We start from the raw sequence: 16,277 nt of genomic DNA, 5'->3' as shown, positions 1-16,277 counted from the left end.
TCCCCGCTGGGCTGCGAAGCAGCCCCAAAACAGTCACCACCGACCGGATCGCCGGGATTACGACGACTGCGTCGCCGAATGGAGCGGTGCGATGTTTCGCTAAATCCCCTCGCCAGCGATAGGCTGCGTCCGGTGATCTCGAGTTCTTCAGCCGGACACATTGACCGCAGTCGCGCTGCGCCGTTGCAGGTAGATGAAGAACAACGCCGTCAGTACCGTCAACACACCGACCACGGCACCCGTCCAAGGCAAGTCGGCCAGATCTGCGCCGCTGGCAACCACCAACCCGCCGATCCATGCACCCGCCGCGTTGCCGAGGTTGAACGCACTCTGGTTCAGCGTCGAGCCCAGATTCGGTGCTTCATGCGCCTGATCGATGATCAGCAGTTGCAGGATCGGGCACAGCGCAAAGGCAAAAATCCCCCACAGCACCAGGGTGATCGCTGCTGGCACCACCGAGCGGCTGGTCTGGCTGAACGCCGCCAGAATCACCACCACTGCCAGGGCCACACCGACCAGCGAAGGCAACAAACGGCTATCGGCCAAACGTCCGCCGAGCATGCTGCCGCCGGTCAAACCGACACCGAACAGCAGCAACATCACGGTCACACCGTGAGGGCTGACGCCAGTGATGTCCTGCAGGATCGGCGCGATATAAGTGAACACACTAAACAGACTGGTCGAGGCCAGCACACTCATGCCCAACGCCAGCAGCACATTGACCTTGCCCAGCACTTTGAATTCGCTGGCGAGGTTGGCCTTGTCCATGGGGATGTGTTTCGGCAGCCACAACCATTGTGCGAGGGCAGCGATGACACCTATAACCGACACCGCCCAGAAGGTCGAACGCCAGCCGGCGTACTGGCCGAGCGCTGTGCCCAATGGCACGCCGAGCACGTTGGCCAGGGTCAGCCCGGTGAACATCATCGCAATCGCCTGAGCGCGTTTGTTCGGCGCCACCAGCCCGGCGGCAACCACCGAACCGATACCGAAAAATGCGCCATGGCACAGCGCCGTGACCACCCGCGCGGCCATCAGCGTTGCGTAGTTGGGGGCGAGGGCACAGAGGATGTTGCCGAGGATGAACATCAGCGTCATGCCCAGCAATGTCGCTTTGCGTGGCATGTTGGCCGTGCCGATCGCCAGGATCGGCGCGCCGAATACAACGCCCAGCGCGTAACCGGTGATCAGCAGACCGGCATGCGGAATGCTCACGGCGAGGTCGCGGGCAACGTCGGGCAGCAGGCCCATGATGACGAATTCAGTGGTGCCGATGCCGAACGCGGCAACAGCGAGTGCAAGCAAGGCGAGTGGCATGCGCAAGGTCTCTGTCGTTAGTCTTGACGCGTTGATCAGGCATACGCAGGCCGACGACCGATCTCGAAGAGAGGCGGTGCAGGCAGGAATTATTGGAATTTTTCTGTGCGCAACTGAGTGCGGCGTGGTCGCTTGCAGTATAAACAGCTGCTGACACATCGCGAATCAATAATCTGACTATTCGAATTATCGATTTTCACTGTAGGAGCTGCCGAAGGCTGCGATCTTTTGATCTTGTTGTTGAAAATCAGAATCAAAAGATCGCAGCCTCCGGCAGCTCCTACACGGGGACTCATAAAAATAAGGGGTGAAGGGTGCTGGCGACGGGTTTGGTATTGATGGCGGCGCTGTTGCATGCGACGTGGAATACGTTGATCAAGTTCAGCGCCGAACGGCTTTTGGTGGTGGCGTGCATGGACACCGTGGCGCTGCTGGTTGTCGCCATCGCGTTTCCGTTTGTGAGCCTGCCGCCGACGGAAATCTGGCCATGGATTCTGGCTTCAGCGGCGTTTGAATTGCTCTACCGCTATCTGCTGATCCAGGCCTATCGGGTCGGCGATCTGGGGCTGGTTTATCCACTGATGCGTGGGCTGTCGCCGCTGGTGGTGCTGGCGCTGACCTTGATCTTCGCCGGTGAAGTGCTCACCACGCAGCAGATCTTCGGGATCATGCTGATCCCCTTCGGCATGGCGTGCCTGCTGTGGCAGGGCGGCGGTGGCAAACACTTGCCGTGGTCGATGCTGCCGGTGGTGGCACTGATCGGCCTGTGCATCGGCTGCTACACCTACATCGATGGCCAGGCGCTGCGGCGCTGGTCGCATCCGCTGGATTATCTGGTCTGGGTCACGTTGCTCAGTGCCTGGCCGTTTCCGCTGCTGGCATGGGTCGCCAAGCGTCCGGCGTTCATGCAGTTCTGGCGTGAGCAATGGAAGCTGGGCTTGGCGGTGGGCTTCTGCGTATTGGCCAGCTACGCTCTGGTGCTATGGGCGATGCAGTTGGGCTCGATTGCGGAGGCGGCAGCGTTGCGCGAGATCAGCGTGATCCTGGTGGTGCTGTTCGGCATGCGCTACCTCAAAGAACCTTTTGGCCGGCCACGGCTCTTAGCCTGTGGGTTGGTGCTGATCGGCATGCTGGTGATGAAGTTCTGACCGCTCGCGAATTCTAAAACTCGAAAGAAGGACGGCGTTATGACGGTGGCTCTGTGGTGTGTGTTGATCGCGATTTTCCTGCCGTATATCTGCACAGGGGTGGCCAAGGCCGTGGGCGGCTACCGCCTGAGTGACAACCATGATCCGCGCGACTTTCTCGAAAGCCTCAACGGTGTCGCAAGACGCGCGCATGCGGCGCAGATGAACAGCTTTGAAGTGACGCCGGCGTTTGCTGCGGCGGTAATAGTCGCGCACCTGGTGGGCACGGCGGAGCTGGTGACGGTGAATGTGCTGGCGGTGCTGTTTATCACCAGTCGCCTGCTGTACATCATTTGCTACCTGGCGGACTGGGCGATCCTGCGTTCGCTGGTGTGGTTTGTGGGGATGGGGTTGATTGCTTCGTTCTTCTTTGTGTCTGTTTGATTATCAGTGTTGCTGATGGCCTCATCGCGGGCAAGCCCGCTCCCACAGGTTTTTTTGGTGTACACAAAATGTGTGGTCACCATCAATTACTGTGGGAGCGGGCTTGCCCGCGATGGCGATTGATCAGGCAACAAACATCTCAGGATTTGTCCTTGGGTGTATCAGCCACCTGCGGCACTTGCGGCAGCGCCGCGCCTTTTGGCCAGAGCATCCAGATCTGTCCTTGCTGTTTCATGTCCCCGGCCAGTTGTCCGGCCGCGTCACCCGTGCCCCAGAACAGATCCGCACGCACTTCGCCGGCAATCGCGCCGCCGGTATCCTGCGCCGCCACCGGGCGCACCAGTGCCGTGCCATCCGGGCGCGTGGTCGACAGCCACAACAGACTGCCCAACGGAATCACCTTGCGATCCACCGCTGCGCTGTAGCCGGCAGTCAGCGGCACGTTCAGCGAACCGCGCGGGCCTTCGTTGCTGTCCGGGTTGCGGGTGAAGAACACATAACTGGGGTTGCTGCCGAGCAACTCCGGGATGCGCGCCGGGTTGGCCTTGGCCCAGTTGCTGATCGCGCTCATGGTCACGTCTTCTTTCTTCAACTCGCCTTGCTCGACCAGCCAGCGGCCGATCGGCCGGTACGGATGGCCGTTCTGATCGGCGTAGGCGATGCGCAGCTGTTTGCCGTCCTCGGTCTGAATCCGCCCGGAACCCTGGATCTGCAGAAATTGCAGGTTCATCGGATCGGTCAGATAGGCAACCACGGGGGCTTTGATGCCTTTCGATTCAATGGTCGCGGCATCGTCGTAAGGCTTGAGCACGCGGCCTTCAAGACGTCCGCGCAGGCGCTTGCCTTTCAGTTCCGGATAAATGCTGTCGAGCGAGACAATGATCATGTCTTCGGGCACGCCATACACCGGCACATTGGCCACCGCGGTGGGGGTCAGGCTGCCGGGGTAGACCGGCTCGTAATAGCCGGTGATCAAGCCGTTGGGGTTGTCGTTTTCGGCGCGCAGGCCGTAAACGTCGAGATTCTGTTTGAGGAACGCACGAATCTCCGTGGCGCTCTGCGGCACATTGGCGGCGGCTGCGCAGGTGGTGCCCCATACCGCATCAGCCTTGAGTCGGGTGCAGGCGCTGCGCCACGAACCGAAACCGGCGACCAGATCGCTGTCGGACACCGCCGGCAGTGCTTCCCAGCTAGCGCTGGAGTAAGTGGCCAGGGCGTGGGTTTTCGGCTTGGCGTTGTCGCCACCGGTGCAGCCGGCAAGCATTGCCAGCAGCGCAAGGGTCGGGATCAGCGGGTGACGCCAGGCCGGGGAACGGCTGTTCATGGAGTGATTCCTGTGCCGGTCGCCCGAATGCTCCATGCGTTCAGACAACCCTCAATTTTAATAGGGCTATTGGTGTTTGTCGGTGACGCGAGGATACTGGCCGCCGATTCCGTGACCTGAAGCCACCATGACTCTTAAAAGAATTGCTGTTGTATTGCTGGCCTGTCTGACCTTGTCCGCCTGTGGCGGTGTCGATCCGAATTCTCCGCTGGGCCAGCGCAAGGCCATTTTCAAACAGATGCTCAAGACCGCTGAAGACCTCGGCGGCATGTTGCGTGGTCGCATTCCGTTCGACGGGCCGAAGTTCGCCGAAGGTGCGGTGAAACTCGACGCGTTGTCTCATGAGCCGTGGAAACACTTCCCCCAGGTTCGCGAAGAAGATCACACCAGCGCCAAGGACGATGTCTGGCAGAAACAGGCACAGTTTCAGGACATGGCCCGCCAACTGGAAACAGCCACCGGTGAATTGGTGATCGCGAGCCAGGTTCAGCCGTACAAGGCCAGCAACCTCGGGCCTGCGGTGCAGAAAGTTGAAGATGCCTGCAGCGCTTGCCATAAACAGTTTCGCGATCATTGATCTTCAAGACTGCTGAGTAACCCAGTGGCGAGGGGATTTATCCCCGATCGGCGGCGTAGCCGTCGCAAATCCATTCAACCAGGTATGCCTGTTACAGCTGAGTTGAATGGACTTGGGGCCGCTTCGCAGCCCATCGGGGATAAATCCCCTCGCCACAAGGGCATCAATTACTTGTCGATTTCGTCCAGCGCGTCCTGCAGTTCTTTACGCGACTCGGCGAGTTTGTCTTTGCGTTTGTTGATCTTTTCCGGATCGCCTTTCTTCATCGCCTTGTCCAGATCCGCCTGGCGCTGGCTCACTTCGTGTTTGGCCTCGAGCACTTTGTTTTCGCGCTCTTTCTTCAGGCCGGCGTCAGTGCAGTGTTCGGTCACTTCGCTCAGGGCTTTTTCCAGGCCAGCCTGCTGATCGGCATTGCCGCGCGATTTGGCCTGTTCGATCTGGTTGATGATGCCCTGCTTCTTGGCGGCGCAGCCGGTCAGGCCCGGGCCGTCTTCTTCGGCCATGACAGGGGCGGCAAGCATGCCGCAGAAGGTCAGCATGGCCAGCGGTGCGAGAAATTTCATAAAAGCTCCATGTGCAAAGGCGTTCGGGTCGGGTAGGCACTGCGCTGTTGGAGCGCCTCGGCGACCGTTGGGTTCCCGGCGGGCCGGGATTACGTGTTCAGAAACCGTCGATTCCGGCGGCCTGTAAGGTTTCGCTCAAGGCTAGCACCTGCGGGTCGCGAAAGAATGCGCTCAATTGCGCCGCGCGACCGGGGCCGATACCGGCTTCTGCTTGCCATTGTTCGGTGTCACGTTGTGCCAGCGCCTGCCATGACCCCGCCAGTTGTGCCTGACCGGTCGGCGGCAAGCCCAATGCTTTTAGCCATCGTGCAAACGGCTGTTGTCGGGCGCTGTGGAAACTGTGCATCAGGCGCTCGCTGCTGCGTTCGCCGAAGCCGGCAATGTTAGCAAGCTCTTGGGCATCGAGGGTCAGCCAATCCAGCAGGTTGTTCAGGCGGCCTGTTTCCAAAAGTTTCTCCCAGGTGCCACGACCGACATGTTGCATGGCCAGCCCTTGCTTGCCACTGAGCCAGGTCAAACGGGCGAGAAACTGGCTTTCGCAGCCGGGCGTGGGTTGCCAGCAACTCAGGGCGTGAAAGTCGTCGGTGCGGGGAATGATGAGGTCTGTGCGTGCGGTGGCGCGCAGCACCACGCTGTCGAGCCGTGGAATGGTCAGGCCGGCGAGGCTGATTGCCACTTGATCACCGGGGCGAATATCCAGCTCTTGCCAGCGCTTGAAGGAACCGGCGCTGACCCGTTTGATCTCACGGTCATCGAGCATGACGGATTTGAGTTCGAGTACTGGCGTGATGCGCCCGGTTCGACCGACTTTGAAGTTGACCCTGCGGACTTCAGCCAGCGCCTGGGCAAACGGATATTTCCAGGCAATTGCCCAATAAGGCGCACGCGCTTGCCAGCGCTCGGCAGGTGGACGCTGACTCTGACGCAACACCACTCCGTCAGTGGCGAAGGGCAGGGGCGAGCGATACCAGTGATCGCGCCATTTCTGTGCGGCATCAAAGTCGATGACGGGATGGCTGTAGGGTTCAATTGTGGCGAAACCCAGTTTTGTCAGCGCGGCGATTCGCTCGGGCAATTGCGCTGGGCCCTGAGGCCAGTCCCAGACAAACAGTCCAATTCCGGCGGCTTGTTCGGCCTCCAGGTTTTTGCGTGCCATCAGGCCGGCGACGGTGGCGCGAGCCTTAACACTCCCGGATCGGGCTTGCACGTGCTCGTTCAGCTGCCAGTAGAGTTCGCCCTGCACGAGCAGATCCAACGGTTGTGTGAGGCGTTGCGGGATGGCTTTGATGTTGCGCGCCGACGACGTCCAGTCCTGACCACTAACCCCATCCCCGCGACTGATTGCCTGCTGCAAAACGCCCTCGCGATAAATCAACGTCACCGCGACGCCATCGACTTTGGGTTGTATCCAGACATCCTTGCGCTCGCGTAGCCAGGTTTCTACGGCCTCGGCTTTGTGAATTTTATCCAGACCGGTGTGGGCGATGGGGTGCGCGATTGAGCCTGAAGCTGTACGCAAAGGATCGGTTGGCGAGGACAGTTTGAAACACGCTCGCCATTCGTTCAGTTGCGCAAGGGACTGGTCGTAGAGTTCATCGGCAATCAGTGAGCGGCCTTCGCGGTGGTAGGCGTCGTCCCATTGGTTGATCTGGTTTTGCAGGACGGTGATTTCGCGCTGGGCTTGGGTGGGTGTCCAGTCCGGGCATTGAGACGCGTAGCCAGTCAGGCATAGGAGGTGCAGCAAAACAAACAAAAACCAATGCATCGTGAGCGTCCTTGCTCATGGAGGTTTTTGAAGGTTAGTCAGGATTCTGAGCGAGGTCGGACGGGTGTTTATCGGGTTGTTTCAACGTCGGAAGATCAAAAGATCGCAGCCTTCGGCAGCTCCTACCCTGATCAATGTAGGAGCTGCCGAAGGCTGCGATCTTTTGATCTTGCAGCCATAAAAAAGCCCCGCACGGCGCGAACCGTGCGGGGCTTTTGGGTACCGCCGGGGAAGTCTTACAGACCAGCAGCAGCGCGCAGGGCGTCGGCGCGGTCGGTTTTTTCCCAGGTGAACGTGGTGAAGGTGTCTTCGCCAACAGTCTTGGTCTCTGGCGTGCGACCGAAGTGGCCGTACGCTGCAGTTTCCTGGTACATCGGGTGCAGCAGGTCGAGCATGGTGGTGATTGCGTATGGACGCAGGTCGAACACTTCACGCACCAGTTTGACGATCTTGTCGTCGCTGATCTTGCCGGTGCCGAAGGTGTTCAGCGAGATCGAAGTAGGCTGAGCCACGCCGATCGCGTAAGAAACCTGAATCTCGCAACGCTCGGCCAGGCCGGCAGCGACGATGTTCTTGGCAACGTAACGGCCAGCGTAGGCAGCCGAACGGTCAACCTTCGATGGATCTTTACCGGAGAACGCGCCGCCGCCGTGACGGGCCATGCCGCCGTAGCTGTCGACGATGATCTTGCGACCGGTCAGACCGCAGTCACCTACCGGGCCGCCAATGATGAACTGGCCAGTCGGGTTGATGTGGAACTGGGTGTCTTTGCTCAGCAGTTCGGCAGGCAGTACGTGCTTGACGATCAGCTCCATCACGCCTTCGCGCAGGTCTTTGTACGACACTTCAGGGTTGTGCTGGGTCGACAGAACAACCGCGTCGATACCGACAACCTTGCCGCCTTCGTAACGGCAAGTCACTTGCGACTTGGCGTCTGGACGCAGCCAAGGCAGCAGGCCCGATTTACGGGCTTCGGCCTGACGCTGTACCAACTGGTGCGAGAAGGTGATCGGCGCTGGCATCAAAACGTCGGTTTCGTTGCTGGCGTAGCCGAACATCAGGCCTTGGTCGCCGGCGCCCTGATCTTCAGGCTTGGCACGGTCAACACCCTGGTTGATGTCTGGGGACTGCTTGCCGATGATGTTCATCACGCCGCAGGTCGCGCCGTCGAAGCCGACGTCGGAGCTGTTGTAGCCGATGTCGAGAATCACGTTACGCACGATCTCTTCCAGATCGACCCAGGCGCTGGTGGTCACTTCACCGGCAACGATGGCCACGCCAGTCTTGACCAGAGTTTCCACGGCAACGCGTGCGTGTTTGTCCTGGGTAATGATGGCGTCCAGCACCGCATCGGAAATCTGGTCGGCGATTTTGTCCGGATGCCCTTCGGACACGGACTCGGAGGTGAAGAGGGAGTATTCGCTCATCTCGATGTTTTCCTGAATTTACCGATGGTGAGTGTCGCCAGCCGGTCGCTGAAAGTGGCGAACCTGGATCTGGAAACCATTACGTAAGCCCACATAGAGGCTTTCCCCGGGAACGAGTCCCGCAGCGGTGGCCCAACGGGCCAAATCGTCCTGTTCAAACCCCAACCACAGATCACCGCAGGCCTCCCTGGCCCAACTCTGGTTGTGGCTACATAACTCTGTCACGAGCAGACTACCGCCCGGTTGCAGCAGGTCGGCCATGTGCTTGAGCGCATCGGCCGGCGCGGCGAAATGGTGCAACACCATGTTCAACACCACGCAATCGGCCTGAAGGCTTGTGCCGTTCAATGCATCGGCCAATTGCAGGCTGACGTTAGCCAACTGTTCACGTTCACATACCTGACGCGCCAGTTCGAGCATCGCCGGGCTGTTGTCCAGCGCGGTTACGGTGCCGAAACGACGCGCCAGTTCCGGCAGAAAAGCACCATCGCCGGGGCCGACTTCAATGGCCGTGGCCGCACCATTGAAGTTCAGTTTGTCGAGCAGGGCCAGCACGCTGTCGCGGTACTGCGGCAGGCCTGCGATCAAATCCTGCTGGGCGCGAAATTTCTCCGCGACCCGGGCGAAAAAGTCCTGGCTGGCGGCGGCGCGTTGGCCGTGAACCTGCTCGATGCGCGCTTGCACGTCGTCAGGTAGATCCAGATTGTCGACTTCTTCTAACAATGCCGCGTGCAACTTGCCGCCCAACAGATCGGTGTGGGGCAGGGCACGGCGATAAAAGATCGCGTTGCCTTCGCGGCGTGTCGCCACCAGATCGGCCTGCGCCAACACTTTAAGGTGATGACTCATGCCGGATTGACCGATGCCGAAAATCTGCGCCAGCTCCAGTACACCAAACGAATCGTTGGCCAGCGCGCGCAATACATTCAGCCGCAACGGATCGCCGCCGGCCTTGCACAGGGCCGCCAGCTCGTCGCAATCGTCATGGCGAATGGAAGGCACGCGTAAATTCATAGGGCCGCAGTCTAGTGACGGGGGGAATTCATCGCAAGAGCAATATCAAAAAGTTTTGATATTGCTGGATCAATGGCGCTTTTTATTGCACTTCTCACTCACCGGTTAACTCTACAAACGAGTAGCGGAAAGGTTTCACCAACAGAAAGCGCCGCTATCCATTGGAAAAACGCCCCCCGATGACTATCTGTCATTGCCCCGAGGCGCTCCGGTGAGGGAAAATGCCCTCCTTTTTTCCGTTTCGACTTACCAGAACCCAGGAGATCAGCGATGCCTAGCCGTCGTGAGCGTGCCAACGCCATTCGTGCCCTCAGCATGGATGCCGTGCAAAAAGCCAACAGCGGCCATCCCGGTGCCCCTATGGGTATGGCAGATATCGCCGAAGTGCTTTGGCGCGACTACCTCAAGCACAACCCGAGCAATCCATCGTTCGCCGACCGTGACCGCTTTGTGCTGTCCAACGGCCACGGCTCGATGTTGATCTACTCGCTGCTGCACCTGACCGGTTACGACCTGTCGATCGACGACCTCAAGCAGTTCCGTCAACTGCACAGCCGCACCCCGGGCCACCCGGAGTTCGGTTACACCCCGGGCGTTGAAACCACCACCGGCCCGCTGGGTCAGGGTCTGGCCAACGCCGTCGGTTTCGCCCTGGCAGAGAAAGTACTGGGCGCGCAGTTCAACCGCCCTGGCCACGACATCGTCGACCACCACACCTATGTGTTCCTGGGTGATGGCTGCATGATGGAAGGCATTTCCCACGAAGTCGCTTCCCTGGCCGGTACGCTGGGTCTGGGCAAGCTGATCGCGTTCTACGATGACAACGGTATCTCCATCGACGGCGAAGTCGAAGGCTGGTTCACCGATGACACCCCGAAGCGTTTCGAAGCCTACAACTGGCAAGTGATCCGCAACGTTGACGGTCACGACCCGGAAGAGATCAAGACCGCCATCGAAACCGCGCGCAAGAGCCCGCTGCCGACCCTGATCTGCTGCAAGACCACCATCGGTTTCGGCTCGCCGAACAAGCAGGGCAAAGAAGACTGCCACGGCGCCCCACTGGGTGACGCGGAAATCGCCCTGACCCGCAAGGCGCTGAACTGGAATTACGGTCCGTTCGAAATCCCGGCCGACATCTATGCCGAGTGGGATGCCAAGGAAAAAGGTCGCGCGGCCGAAGCCGAGTGGGATCAGCGTTTCGCTGCTTACTCCGCTGCATTCCCGACCGAAGCCAACGAGCTGATCCGTCGTCTGAGCGGTGAGCTGCCGGCTGACTTCTCCGAAAAAGCTTCGGCTTACATCGCTGAAGTCGCGGCCAAAGGCGAAACCATTGCCAGCCGTAAAGCCAGCCAGAACACCCTGAACGCCTTCGGCCCGCTGTTGCCGGAACTGCTCGGCGGTTCGGCTGACCTCGCCGGTTCCAACCTGACCCTGTGGAAAGGTTGCAAAGGCGTCAGCGCTGAAGACGCCAGCGGCAACTACATGTACTACGGCGTGCGCGAATTCGGCATGACCGCAATCATGAACGGCGTGACCCTGCACGGCGGCCTGGTGCCTTACGGCGCGACCTTCCTGATGTTCATGGAATACGCCCGCAACGCCGTGCGCATGTCCGCGCTGATGAAGAAGCAAGTCATCCACGTCTATACCCACGACTCCATCGGTCTGGGCGAAGACGGCCCGACGCACCAGCCGATCGAGCAACTGACCAGCCTGCGCACCACGCCAAACCTCGACACCTGGCGTCCAGCCGATGCCGTTGAATCGGCCGTGGCCTGGAAAAACGCTCTGGAGCGTAAGGACGGCCCTTCGGCGCTGATCTTCTCGCGTCAGAACCTGCAACACCAGGAACGCGATGCCGGCCAGATCGCCGACATCAGCCGTGGCGGTTATGTACTGAAGGACTGCGCAGGCGAGCCTGAGCTGATCCTGATTTCGACCGGTTCGGAAGTCGGTCTGGCGGTTCAGGCTTATGACAAGCTGACCGAGCAGGGCCGCAAAGTGCGCGTTGTTTCGATGCCGTGCACCAGCGTGTTCGACGCTCAGGACGCGGGCTACAAGCAGGACGTGCTGCCGTTGCAGGTTGGCGCGCGTATCGCCATCGAAGCGGCTCACGCCGACTTCTGGTTCAAGTACGTGGGTCTGGAAGGTCGTGTGATCGGCATGACCACTTACGGCGAATCGGCTCCGGCTTCGGCACTGTTCGAAGAGTTCGGCTTCACCCTGGAAAACATCTTGGGTCAGGCTGAAGAACTGCTGGAAGACTAAGCAGTACGAATGCGGTGGCCCCAGCCACCGCATTCCCCTGTAGGAGCTGCCGGAGGCTGCGATCTTTTGATCTTGATCTTGAAAAAACAGGATCAAAAGATCGCAGCCTCCGGCAGCTCCTACATGGGGGTTGTGTTGTAGCGAATACTATCGAGAACCCCATGCCTCAACCGCGTCCTTACAAAGTTGCACTCAACGGCTACGGCCGGATTGGTCGTTGCGTCTTGCGTGCGTTGTTTGAGCGAGGCGAGAAAGCCGGGTTTGAAATTGTCGCGATCAACGATCTGGCGGACATGGCCAGCATCGAATACCTGACACGCTTCGACTCCACCCACGGCCGTTTTCCCGGCGAAGTGCGAGTAGAAGGCGATTGTCTGCATATTAATGGCGACTGCGTGAAGGTTCTGCGCAGTGCTACCCCTGAAGGCATCGATTGGGCGTCGCTGGGCGTCGATCTGGTGCTGGAATGCTCCGGTGCCTACAACACCCGTGAAGACGGCCAGCGCTTTCTCGACGCTGGTGCGCCGCGCGTGCTGTTCTCGCAGCCGATGGCCAGCGAGGCGGATGTCGACGCCACCATCGTTTACGGCGTCAATCAGGATTGCCTGACCGGCGACGAACTCTTGGTATCCAACGCCTCCTGCACCACCAACTGCGGTGTGCCGCTGTTGCGTCTGCTCGACAAGGCCATCGGCCTCGATTACGTGTCGATCACCACGATTCACTCGGCGATGAACGATCAGCCGGTGATCGACGCCTATCACCACGAAGACCTGCGCCGTACCCGTTCGGCATTCCAGTCGGTGATCCCGGTGTCCACCGGTCTGGCGCGTGGCATCGAGCGTCTGCTGCCGGAACTTGCCGGGCGAATTCAAGCCAAAGCCGTACGCGTGCCGACGGTCAACGTGTCCTGCCTCGACATCACGATGCAGACCGCTACCGCGACCGACGCCAATGAGGTCAACCGGATCCTGCGCGAGGCCGCCACCAGTGGCCCGCTCAAAGGCCTGCTCGCCTATACCGAGCTGCCGCATGCCAGTTGTGATTTCAACCATGACCCACATTCGGCCATCGTCGATGCCAGTCAGACCCGTGTTTCCGGCCCCAAGCTGGTGAACATCCTGGCCTGGTTCGACAACGAATGGGGTTTTGCCAACCGAATGCTGGACGTTGCAGAACACTATCTGCAAACAGCAACTTCAAAAAAACCGTAGGAAGTGCGACCCATGACCGTGTTGAAGATGTCCGACCTCGATCTGCAAGGTAAGCGCGTATTGATCCGCGAAGACCTCAACGTCCCAGTCAAGGACGGTGTTGTCACCAGCGATGCGCGTATCCTGGCTTCGCTGCCGACCATCAAGCTGGCCCTGGAAAAAGGCGCGGCCGTGATGGTCTGCTCGCACCTTGGCCGTCCGACCGAAGGCGAGTTCTCCGCCGAGAACAGCCTCAAGCCTGTCGCTGACTACCTGAGCAAAGCGCTGGGCCGTGAAGTGCCGCTGGTGGCTGATTACCTCGGTGGCGTTGACGTCAAGGCCGGCGACATCGTGCTGTTCGAAAACGTGCGCTTCAACAAAGGCGAGAAAAAGAACGCTGACGAACTGGCCCAGCAATACGCCGCCCTGTGCGACGTGTTCGTGATGGACGCGTTCGGCACCGCTCACCGCGCCGAAGGTTCGACCCACGGCGTGGCCAAGTTCGCCAAAGTTGCGGCCGCTGGTCCACTGCTGGCCGCTGAACTGGATGCACTGGGCAAAGCCCTCGGCGCACCGGCTCAGCCGATGGCGGCCATCGTTGCCGGCTCCAAGGTCTCGACCAAACTCGACGTGCTGAACAGCCTGAGCCAGATCTGCAATCAACTGATCGTCGGCGGCGGCATCGCCAACACCTTCCTCGCGGCGGCCGGTCACCCGGTTGGCAAATCGCTGTACGAACCGGATCTGCTCGACACCGCACGCGCCATCGCTGCAAAAGTCAGCGTGCCATTGCCGGTTGACGTTGTGGTTGCCAAAGAATTCGCTGAAACCGCCGAAGCCACCGTCAAGTTGATCGCTGACGTTGCTGCCGACGACATGATTCTGGACATCGGCCCGCAAACCGCAGCCAACTTCGCTGAATTGCTGAAATCGTCGAAAACCATTCTGTGGAACGGCCCGGTCGGCGTGTTCGAATTCGACCAGTTCGGCAACGGCACCAAAGTGCTGGCCCAGGCTATCGCTGAAAGCTCGGCGTTCTCTATCGCTGGCGGTGGCGACACTCTGGCCGCGATCGATAAATATGGCGTGGCTGAGCAAATCTCCTACATTTCCACCGGTGGTGGCGCGTTCCTCGAATTCGTCGAGGGCAAAGTGCTGCCAGCCGTTGAAGTCCTGGAAAGCCGGGCCAAGGCCTGAGGCCGCCCGTTTGGCCAGGCAAAGGAGTGTTTACATGGTCAAGTCGTTAGCGCTGTTGTTGCTGACCGGTACGCTGGCGGCCTGCGGGAGTAATCCGAAGGCCGAAGCGACGCCGGCACCGAGCGAGTCGCAGAAGGGCTGCTATCAGGCCGACTGGCAGGCTGAAACCAACCCGGTGCTGAACAAGCGCTCGGGTCCGGACGGCCTGGACAAATACGAGACGCAAACCCCGGCCAAGGAACATGGTTGTCCTTGACGGGTCTGACTCTTTAACTCAGGGCTGGCGGCGTGCGCCGTCAGTCGAGGAACACGGATGAAAGGCTTGATCGCCATTGCGGCGTTGGCATTGTTGGGCGGTTGCGCGCAGTTGAACCTGTTCCAGTCGTCTGCCCCGGCGGATAACTGGACGACCTGGATCTGCGATAGCCAGGCCAAAGTGCTCTGGCGTTACGCCGATGCCGGCCAGAAGGAAGTCGACGTTCGACTGGGTGGCGGCGATCAGGTCTATCGCCTGAAAGAAGAGCCGGGCGCTTCGGGCACGCTGTACAGCGACGGCATGCTGGCGTTTCACGTCAAGGGTGAGGAAGGCCTGGTGTACTGGGTCGCCACCAATGACCTGATCGGCCGCGGCTGCAAAGCCGAGTAATTGCAACACCGCAGGCCCAATGTAGGCCTTCGCCTGCTCGCGATAGCGGTATGACAGTCGCTGCAATATTGACTGCAAGATGGCTATCGCGAGCAGGCTCACTCCTACAAGGGTTCTGCGCAGTTCTGAAGAATTGGCTTTATCGAATCACCAGACCGGGCCTCAACCCCCGATCTGCAATCACTTGAATAGCCGCCGCCGCTCCGGCAGGCTGGCACGATTAACGACCCTCAACCGGGAGAGACACACACAATGGCACTTATCAGCATGCGCCAGATGTTGGACCACGCAGCCGAATTCGGCTACGGCGTTCCAGCTTTCAACGTCAACAACCTTGAGCAGATGCGCGCCATCATGGAAGCCGCTGACAAGACTGACTCCCCGGTGATCGTTCAGGCTTCGGCCGGCGCTCGCAAATACGCCGGCGCGCCATTCCTGCGTCACCTGATCCTGGCCGCGATCGAAGAATTCCCGCACATCCCGGTGTGCATGCACCAGGACCACGGCACCAGCCCTGACGTCTGCCAGCGCTCGATCCAACTGGGCTTCAGCTCGGTGATGATGGACGGCTCGCTGGGCGAAGACGGCAAGACCCCGACCGACTACGACTACAACGTCCGCGTTACCCAACAAACCGTGGCCATGGCTCACGCCTGCGGCGTTTCGGTAGAAGGCGAGCTGGGCTGCCTGGGTTCGCTGGAAACCGGCATGGCCGGTGAAGAAGACGGCATCGGCGCTGAAGGCGTTCTGGATCACAGCCAAATGCTGACCGACCCGGAAGAAGCCGCTGACTTCGTTAAACGCACCCAAGTCGACGCCTTGGCCATCGCCATCGGCACCAGCCACGGCGCCTACAAGTTCACCAAGCCACCTACCGGTGACGTGTTGGCAATCGACCGCATCAAGGAAATCCACAAGCGCATCCCGAACACCCACCTGGTGATGCACGGTTCGTCCTCGGTGCCACAAGAGTGGCTGGCCATCATCAACCAGTACGGCGGCGACATCAAAGAAACCTACGGCGTACCGGTTGAAGAAATCGTCGAAGGCATCAAGTACGGCGTACGTAAGGTCAACATTGACACCGACCTGCGTCTGGCATCCACCGGTGCGATGCGTCGCCTGATGGCCACCAACCCGAGCGAATTCGACCCACGTAAATTCTTCGGCGCGACCGTGACTGCGATGCGTGATGTGTGTATCGCTCGTTATGAAGCGTTTGGTACTGCGGGTAATGCTTCGAAGATCAAGCCGATCTCGCTGGAAGCGATGTATCAGCGTTATCTGAAGGGTGAGTTGAACGCTAAGGTTAACTAAGCCTGAGTGTTGGACCGCTGATTCAAGAAACCCGCCGAGAGGCGGGTTTTTTGTGGGCGGGTTGTAGGCAAAGTGCTTGTCCTACAGATATTGGCGTT

At 59.8% G+C, this 16,277-nt stretch carries 15 protein-coding genes; 9 read left to right on the top strand and 6 right to left on the bottom strand.

Annotated features, from left to right (window positions below; translation table 11 throughout):
- Positions 1 to 147 precede the first annotated feature (147 nt).
- Positions 148 to 1,317 carry an MFS transporter gene (locus ACQ4MY_RS17050; protein ID WP_158833494.1) on the bottom strand — a complete coding sequence of 390 codons (1,170 nt, stop codon included), beginning with the start codon at positions 1,315 to 1,317 and terminating at the stop codon, positions 148 to 150.
- A 314-nt stretch (positions 1,318 to 1,631) separates the two neighbouring features.
- Here ACQ4MY_RS17050 and ACQ4MY_RS17045 point away from each other — a divergent pair, with 314 nt between their 5' ends.
- Together ACQ4MY_RS17045 and ACQ4MY_RS17040 are read left to right on the top strand one after the other, a co-directional pair.
- Positions 1,632 to 2,465 (top strand): EamA family transporter, encoded by an 834-nt coding sequence (locus ACQ4MY_RS17045; RefSeq protein ID WP_440095906.1) that lies wholly within the window; start codon positions 1,632 to 1,634, stop codon positions 2,463 to 2,465.
- Positions 2,466 to 2,504: 39 nt separating this feature from the next.
- Positions 2,505 to 2,888 (top strand): MAPEG family protein, encoded by a 384-nt coding sequence (locus tag ACQ4MY_RS17040; RefSeq protein ID WP_008081053.1) that lies wholly within the window; start codon positions 2,505 to 2,507, stop codon positions 2,886 to 2,888.
- 139 nt (positions 2,889 to 3,027) lie between these two features.
- Here the strand turns inward: ACQ4MY_RS17040 and mltA are convergent, their stop codons facing one another.
- Complete coding sequence (mltA, locus tag ACQ4MY_RS17035) at positions 3,028 to 4,212, bottom strand: murein transglycosylase A (RefSeq protein ID WP_008081051.1); 1,185 nt, start codon at positions 4,210 to 4,212, stop codon at positions 3,028 to 3,030.
- 127 nt (positions 4,213 to 4,339) lie between these two features.
- Between mltA and ACQ4MY_RS17030 the strand changes: the two genes are divergently transcribed.
- Entirely contained in the window at positions 4,340 to 4,789 is a 450-nt protein-coding gene (locus tag ACQ4MY_RS17030; RefSeq protein WP_008081049.1) for a c-type cytochrome, read from the top strand.
- A gap of 167 nt (positions 4,790 to 4,956) precedes the next feature.
- Here the strand turns inward: ACQ4MY_RS17030 and ACQ4MY_RS17025 are convergent, their stop codons facing one another.
- From ACQ4MY_RS17025 to ACQ4MY_RS17010, 4 genes are all read right to left on the bottom strand, one after another.
- Positions 4,957 to 5,352 carry a DUF1090 domain-containing protein gene (locus ACQ4MY_RS17025; protein ID WP_008081047.1) on the bottom strand — a complete coding sequence of 132 codons (396 nt, stop codon included), beginning with the start codon at positions 5,350 to 5,352 and terminating at the stop codon, positions 4,957 to 4,959.
- 97 nt (positions 5,353 to 5,449) lie between these two features.
- The gene (gene ligB / locus ACQ4MY_RS17020) at positions 5,450 to 7,117 is read right to left on the bottom strand and encodes an NAD-dependent DNA ligase LigB (RefSeq protein WP_440095904.1); all 1,668 of its coding nucleotides are present in this window, start codon (positions 7,115 to 7,117) and stop codon (positions 5,450 to 5,452) included.
- A gap of 236 nt (positions 7,118 to 7,353) precedes the next feature.
- Positions 7,354 to 8,544, bottom strand: a complete 1,191-nt coding sequence (gene metK / locus ACQ4MY_RS17015) for a methionine adenosyltransferase (RefSeq protein WP_008081040.1) — start codon at positions 8,542 to 8,544, stop codon at positions 7,354 to 7,356.
- 18 nt (positions 8,545 to 8,562) lie between these two features.
- On the bottom strand, positions 8,563 to 9,558 hold the full coding sequence (locus ACQ4MY_RS17010) for an ArsR/SmtB family transcription factor (protein WP_440095903.1): 996 nt from the start codon (positions 9,556 to 9,558) through the stop codon (positions 8,563 to 8,565).
- 270 nt (positions 9,559 to 9,828) lie between these two features.
- Between ACQ4MY_RS17010 and tkt the strand changes: the two genes are divergently transcribed.
- The 6 genes from tkt (at position 9,829) to fba (ending at position 16,179) form a co-directional block, all read left to right on the top strand.
- Positions 9,829 to 11,826: a transketolase gene (gene tkt, locus ACQ4MY_RS17005; RefSeq protein ID WP_440095902.1), complete on the top strand. Its 1,998-nt coding sequence runs from the start codon at positions 9,829 to 9,831 to the stop codon at positions 11,824 to 11,826.
- A gap of 161 nt (positions 11,827 to 11,987) precedes the next feature.
- Complete coding sequence (gene epd, locus ACQ4MY_RS17000; protein WP_093429868.1) at positions 11,988 to 13,040, top strand: erythrose-4-phosphate dehydrogenase; 1,053 nt, start codon at positions 11,988 to 11,990, stop codon at positions 13,038 to 13,040.
- A gap of 12 nt (positions 13,041 to 13,052) precedes the next feature.
- A complete protein-coding gene (locus ACQ4MY_RS16995; protein ID WP_008081033.1) occupies positions 13,053 to 14,216 on the top strand; it encodes a phosphoglycerate kinase in 1,164 nt (387 codons plus the stop codon).
- 34 nt (positions 14,217 to 14,250) lie between these two features.
- Positions 14,251 to 14,472 (top strand): hypothetical protein, encoded by a 222-nt coding sequence (locus tag ACQ4MY_RS16990; protein ID WP_007913756.1) that lies wholly within the window; start codon positions 14,251 to 14,253, stop codon positions 14,470 to 14,472.
- Positions 14,473 to 14,529: 57 nt separating this feature from the next.
- Positions 14,530 to 14,862, top strand: a complete 333-nt coding sequence (locus tag ACQ4MY_RS16985; protein ID WP_440095900.1) for an MliC family protein — start codon at positions 14,530 to 14,532, stop codon at positions 14,860 to 14,862.
- Between the two features lie 252 nt (positions 14,863 to 15,114).
- Positions 15,115 to 16,179, top strand: a complete 1,065-nt coding sequence (gene fba, locus ACQ4MY_RS16980; RefSeq protein ID WP_007913760.1) for a class II fructose-bisphosphate aldolase — start codon at positions 15,115 to 15,117, stop codon at positions 16,177 to 16,179.
- Positions 16,180 to 16,277: the final 98 nt, after the last annotated feature.

It is taken from the genome of Pseudomonas sp. SM4, from assembly GCF_051913165.1.
Classification (GTDB): Bacteria; Pseudomonadota; Gammaproteobacteria; order Pseudomonadales; family Pseudomonadaceae; genus Aquipseudomonas.
Note: the sequence above shows the minus strand (reverse complement) of the source record. Positions and strands in the feature narration are given on the sequence as shown.

What these genes read in the sequence shown, in the direction of transcription:
- ACQ4MY_RS17050 (WP_158833494.1), bottom strand. Translation starts at nt 1,317, where the DNA reads ATGCCACTCGCCTTGCTTGCACTCGCTGTTGCCGCGTTCGGCATCGGC.
- ACQ4MY_RS17040 (WP_008081053.1), top strand. Translation starts at nt 2,505, where the DNA reads ATGACGGTGGCTCTGTGGTGTGTGTTGATCGCGATTTTCCTGCCGTAT.
- mltA (WP_008081051.1), bottom strand. Translation starts at nt 4,212, where the DNA reads ATGAACAGCCGTTCCCCGGCCTGGCGTCACCCGCTGATCCCGACCCTT.
- ACQ4MY_RS17030 (WP_008081049.1), top strand. Translation starts at nt 4,340, where the DNA reads ATGACTCTTAAAAGAATTGCTGTTGTATTGCTGGCCTGTCTGACCTTG.
- ACQ4MY_RS17025 (WP_008081047.1), bottom strand. Translation starts at nt 5,352, where the DNA reads ATGAAATTTCTCGCACCGCTGGCCATGCTGACCTTCTGCGGCATGCTT.
- ligB (WP_440095904.1), bottom strand. Translation starts at nt 7,117, where the DNA reads ATGCATTGGTTTTTGTTTGTTTTGCTGCACCTCCTATGCCTGACTGGC.
- metK (WP_008081040.1), bottom strand. Translation starts at nt 8,544, where the DNA reads ATGAGCGAATACTCCCTCTTCACCTCCGAGTCCGTGTCCGAAGGGCAT.
- ACQ4MY_RS17010 (WP_440095903.1), bottom strand. Translation starts at nt 9,558, where the DNA reads ATGAATTTACGCGTGCCTTCCATTCGCCATGACGATTGCGACGAGCTG.
- tkt (WP_440095902.1), top strand. Translation starts at nt 9,829, where the DNA reads ATGCCTAGCCGTCGTGAGCGTGCCAACGCCATTCGTGCCCTCAGCATG.
- epd (WP_093429868.1), top strand. Translation starts at nt 11,988, where the DNA reads ATGCCTCAACCGCGTCCTTACAAAGTTGCACTCAACGGCTACGGCCGG.
- ACQ4MY_RS16995 (WP_008081033.1), top strand. Translation starts at nt 13,053, where the DNA reads ATGACCGTGTTGAAGATGTCCGACCTCGATCTGCAAGGTAAGCGCGTA.
- ACQ4MY_RS16990 (WP_007913756.1), top strand. Translation starts at nt 14,251, where the DNA reads ATGGTCAAGTCGTTAGCGCTGTTGTTGCTGACCGGTACGCTGGCGGCC.
- ACQ4MY_RS16985 (WP_440095900.1), top strand. Translation starts at nt 14,530, where the DNA reads ATGAAAGGCTTGATCGCCATTGCGGCGTTGGCATTGTTGGGCGGTTGC.
- fba (WP_007913760.1), top strand. Translation starts at nt 15,115, where the DNA reads ATGGCACTTATCAGCATGCGCCAGATGTTGGACCACGCAGCCGAATTC.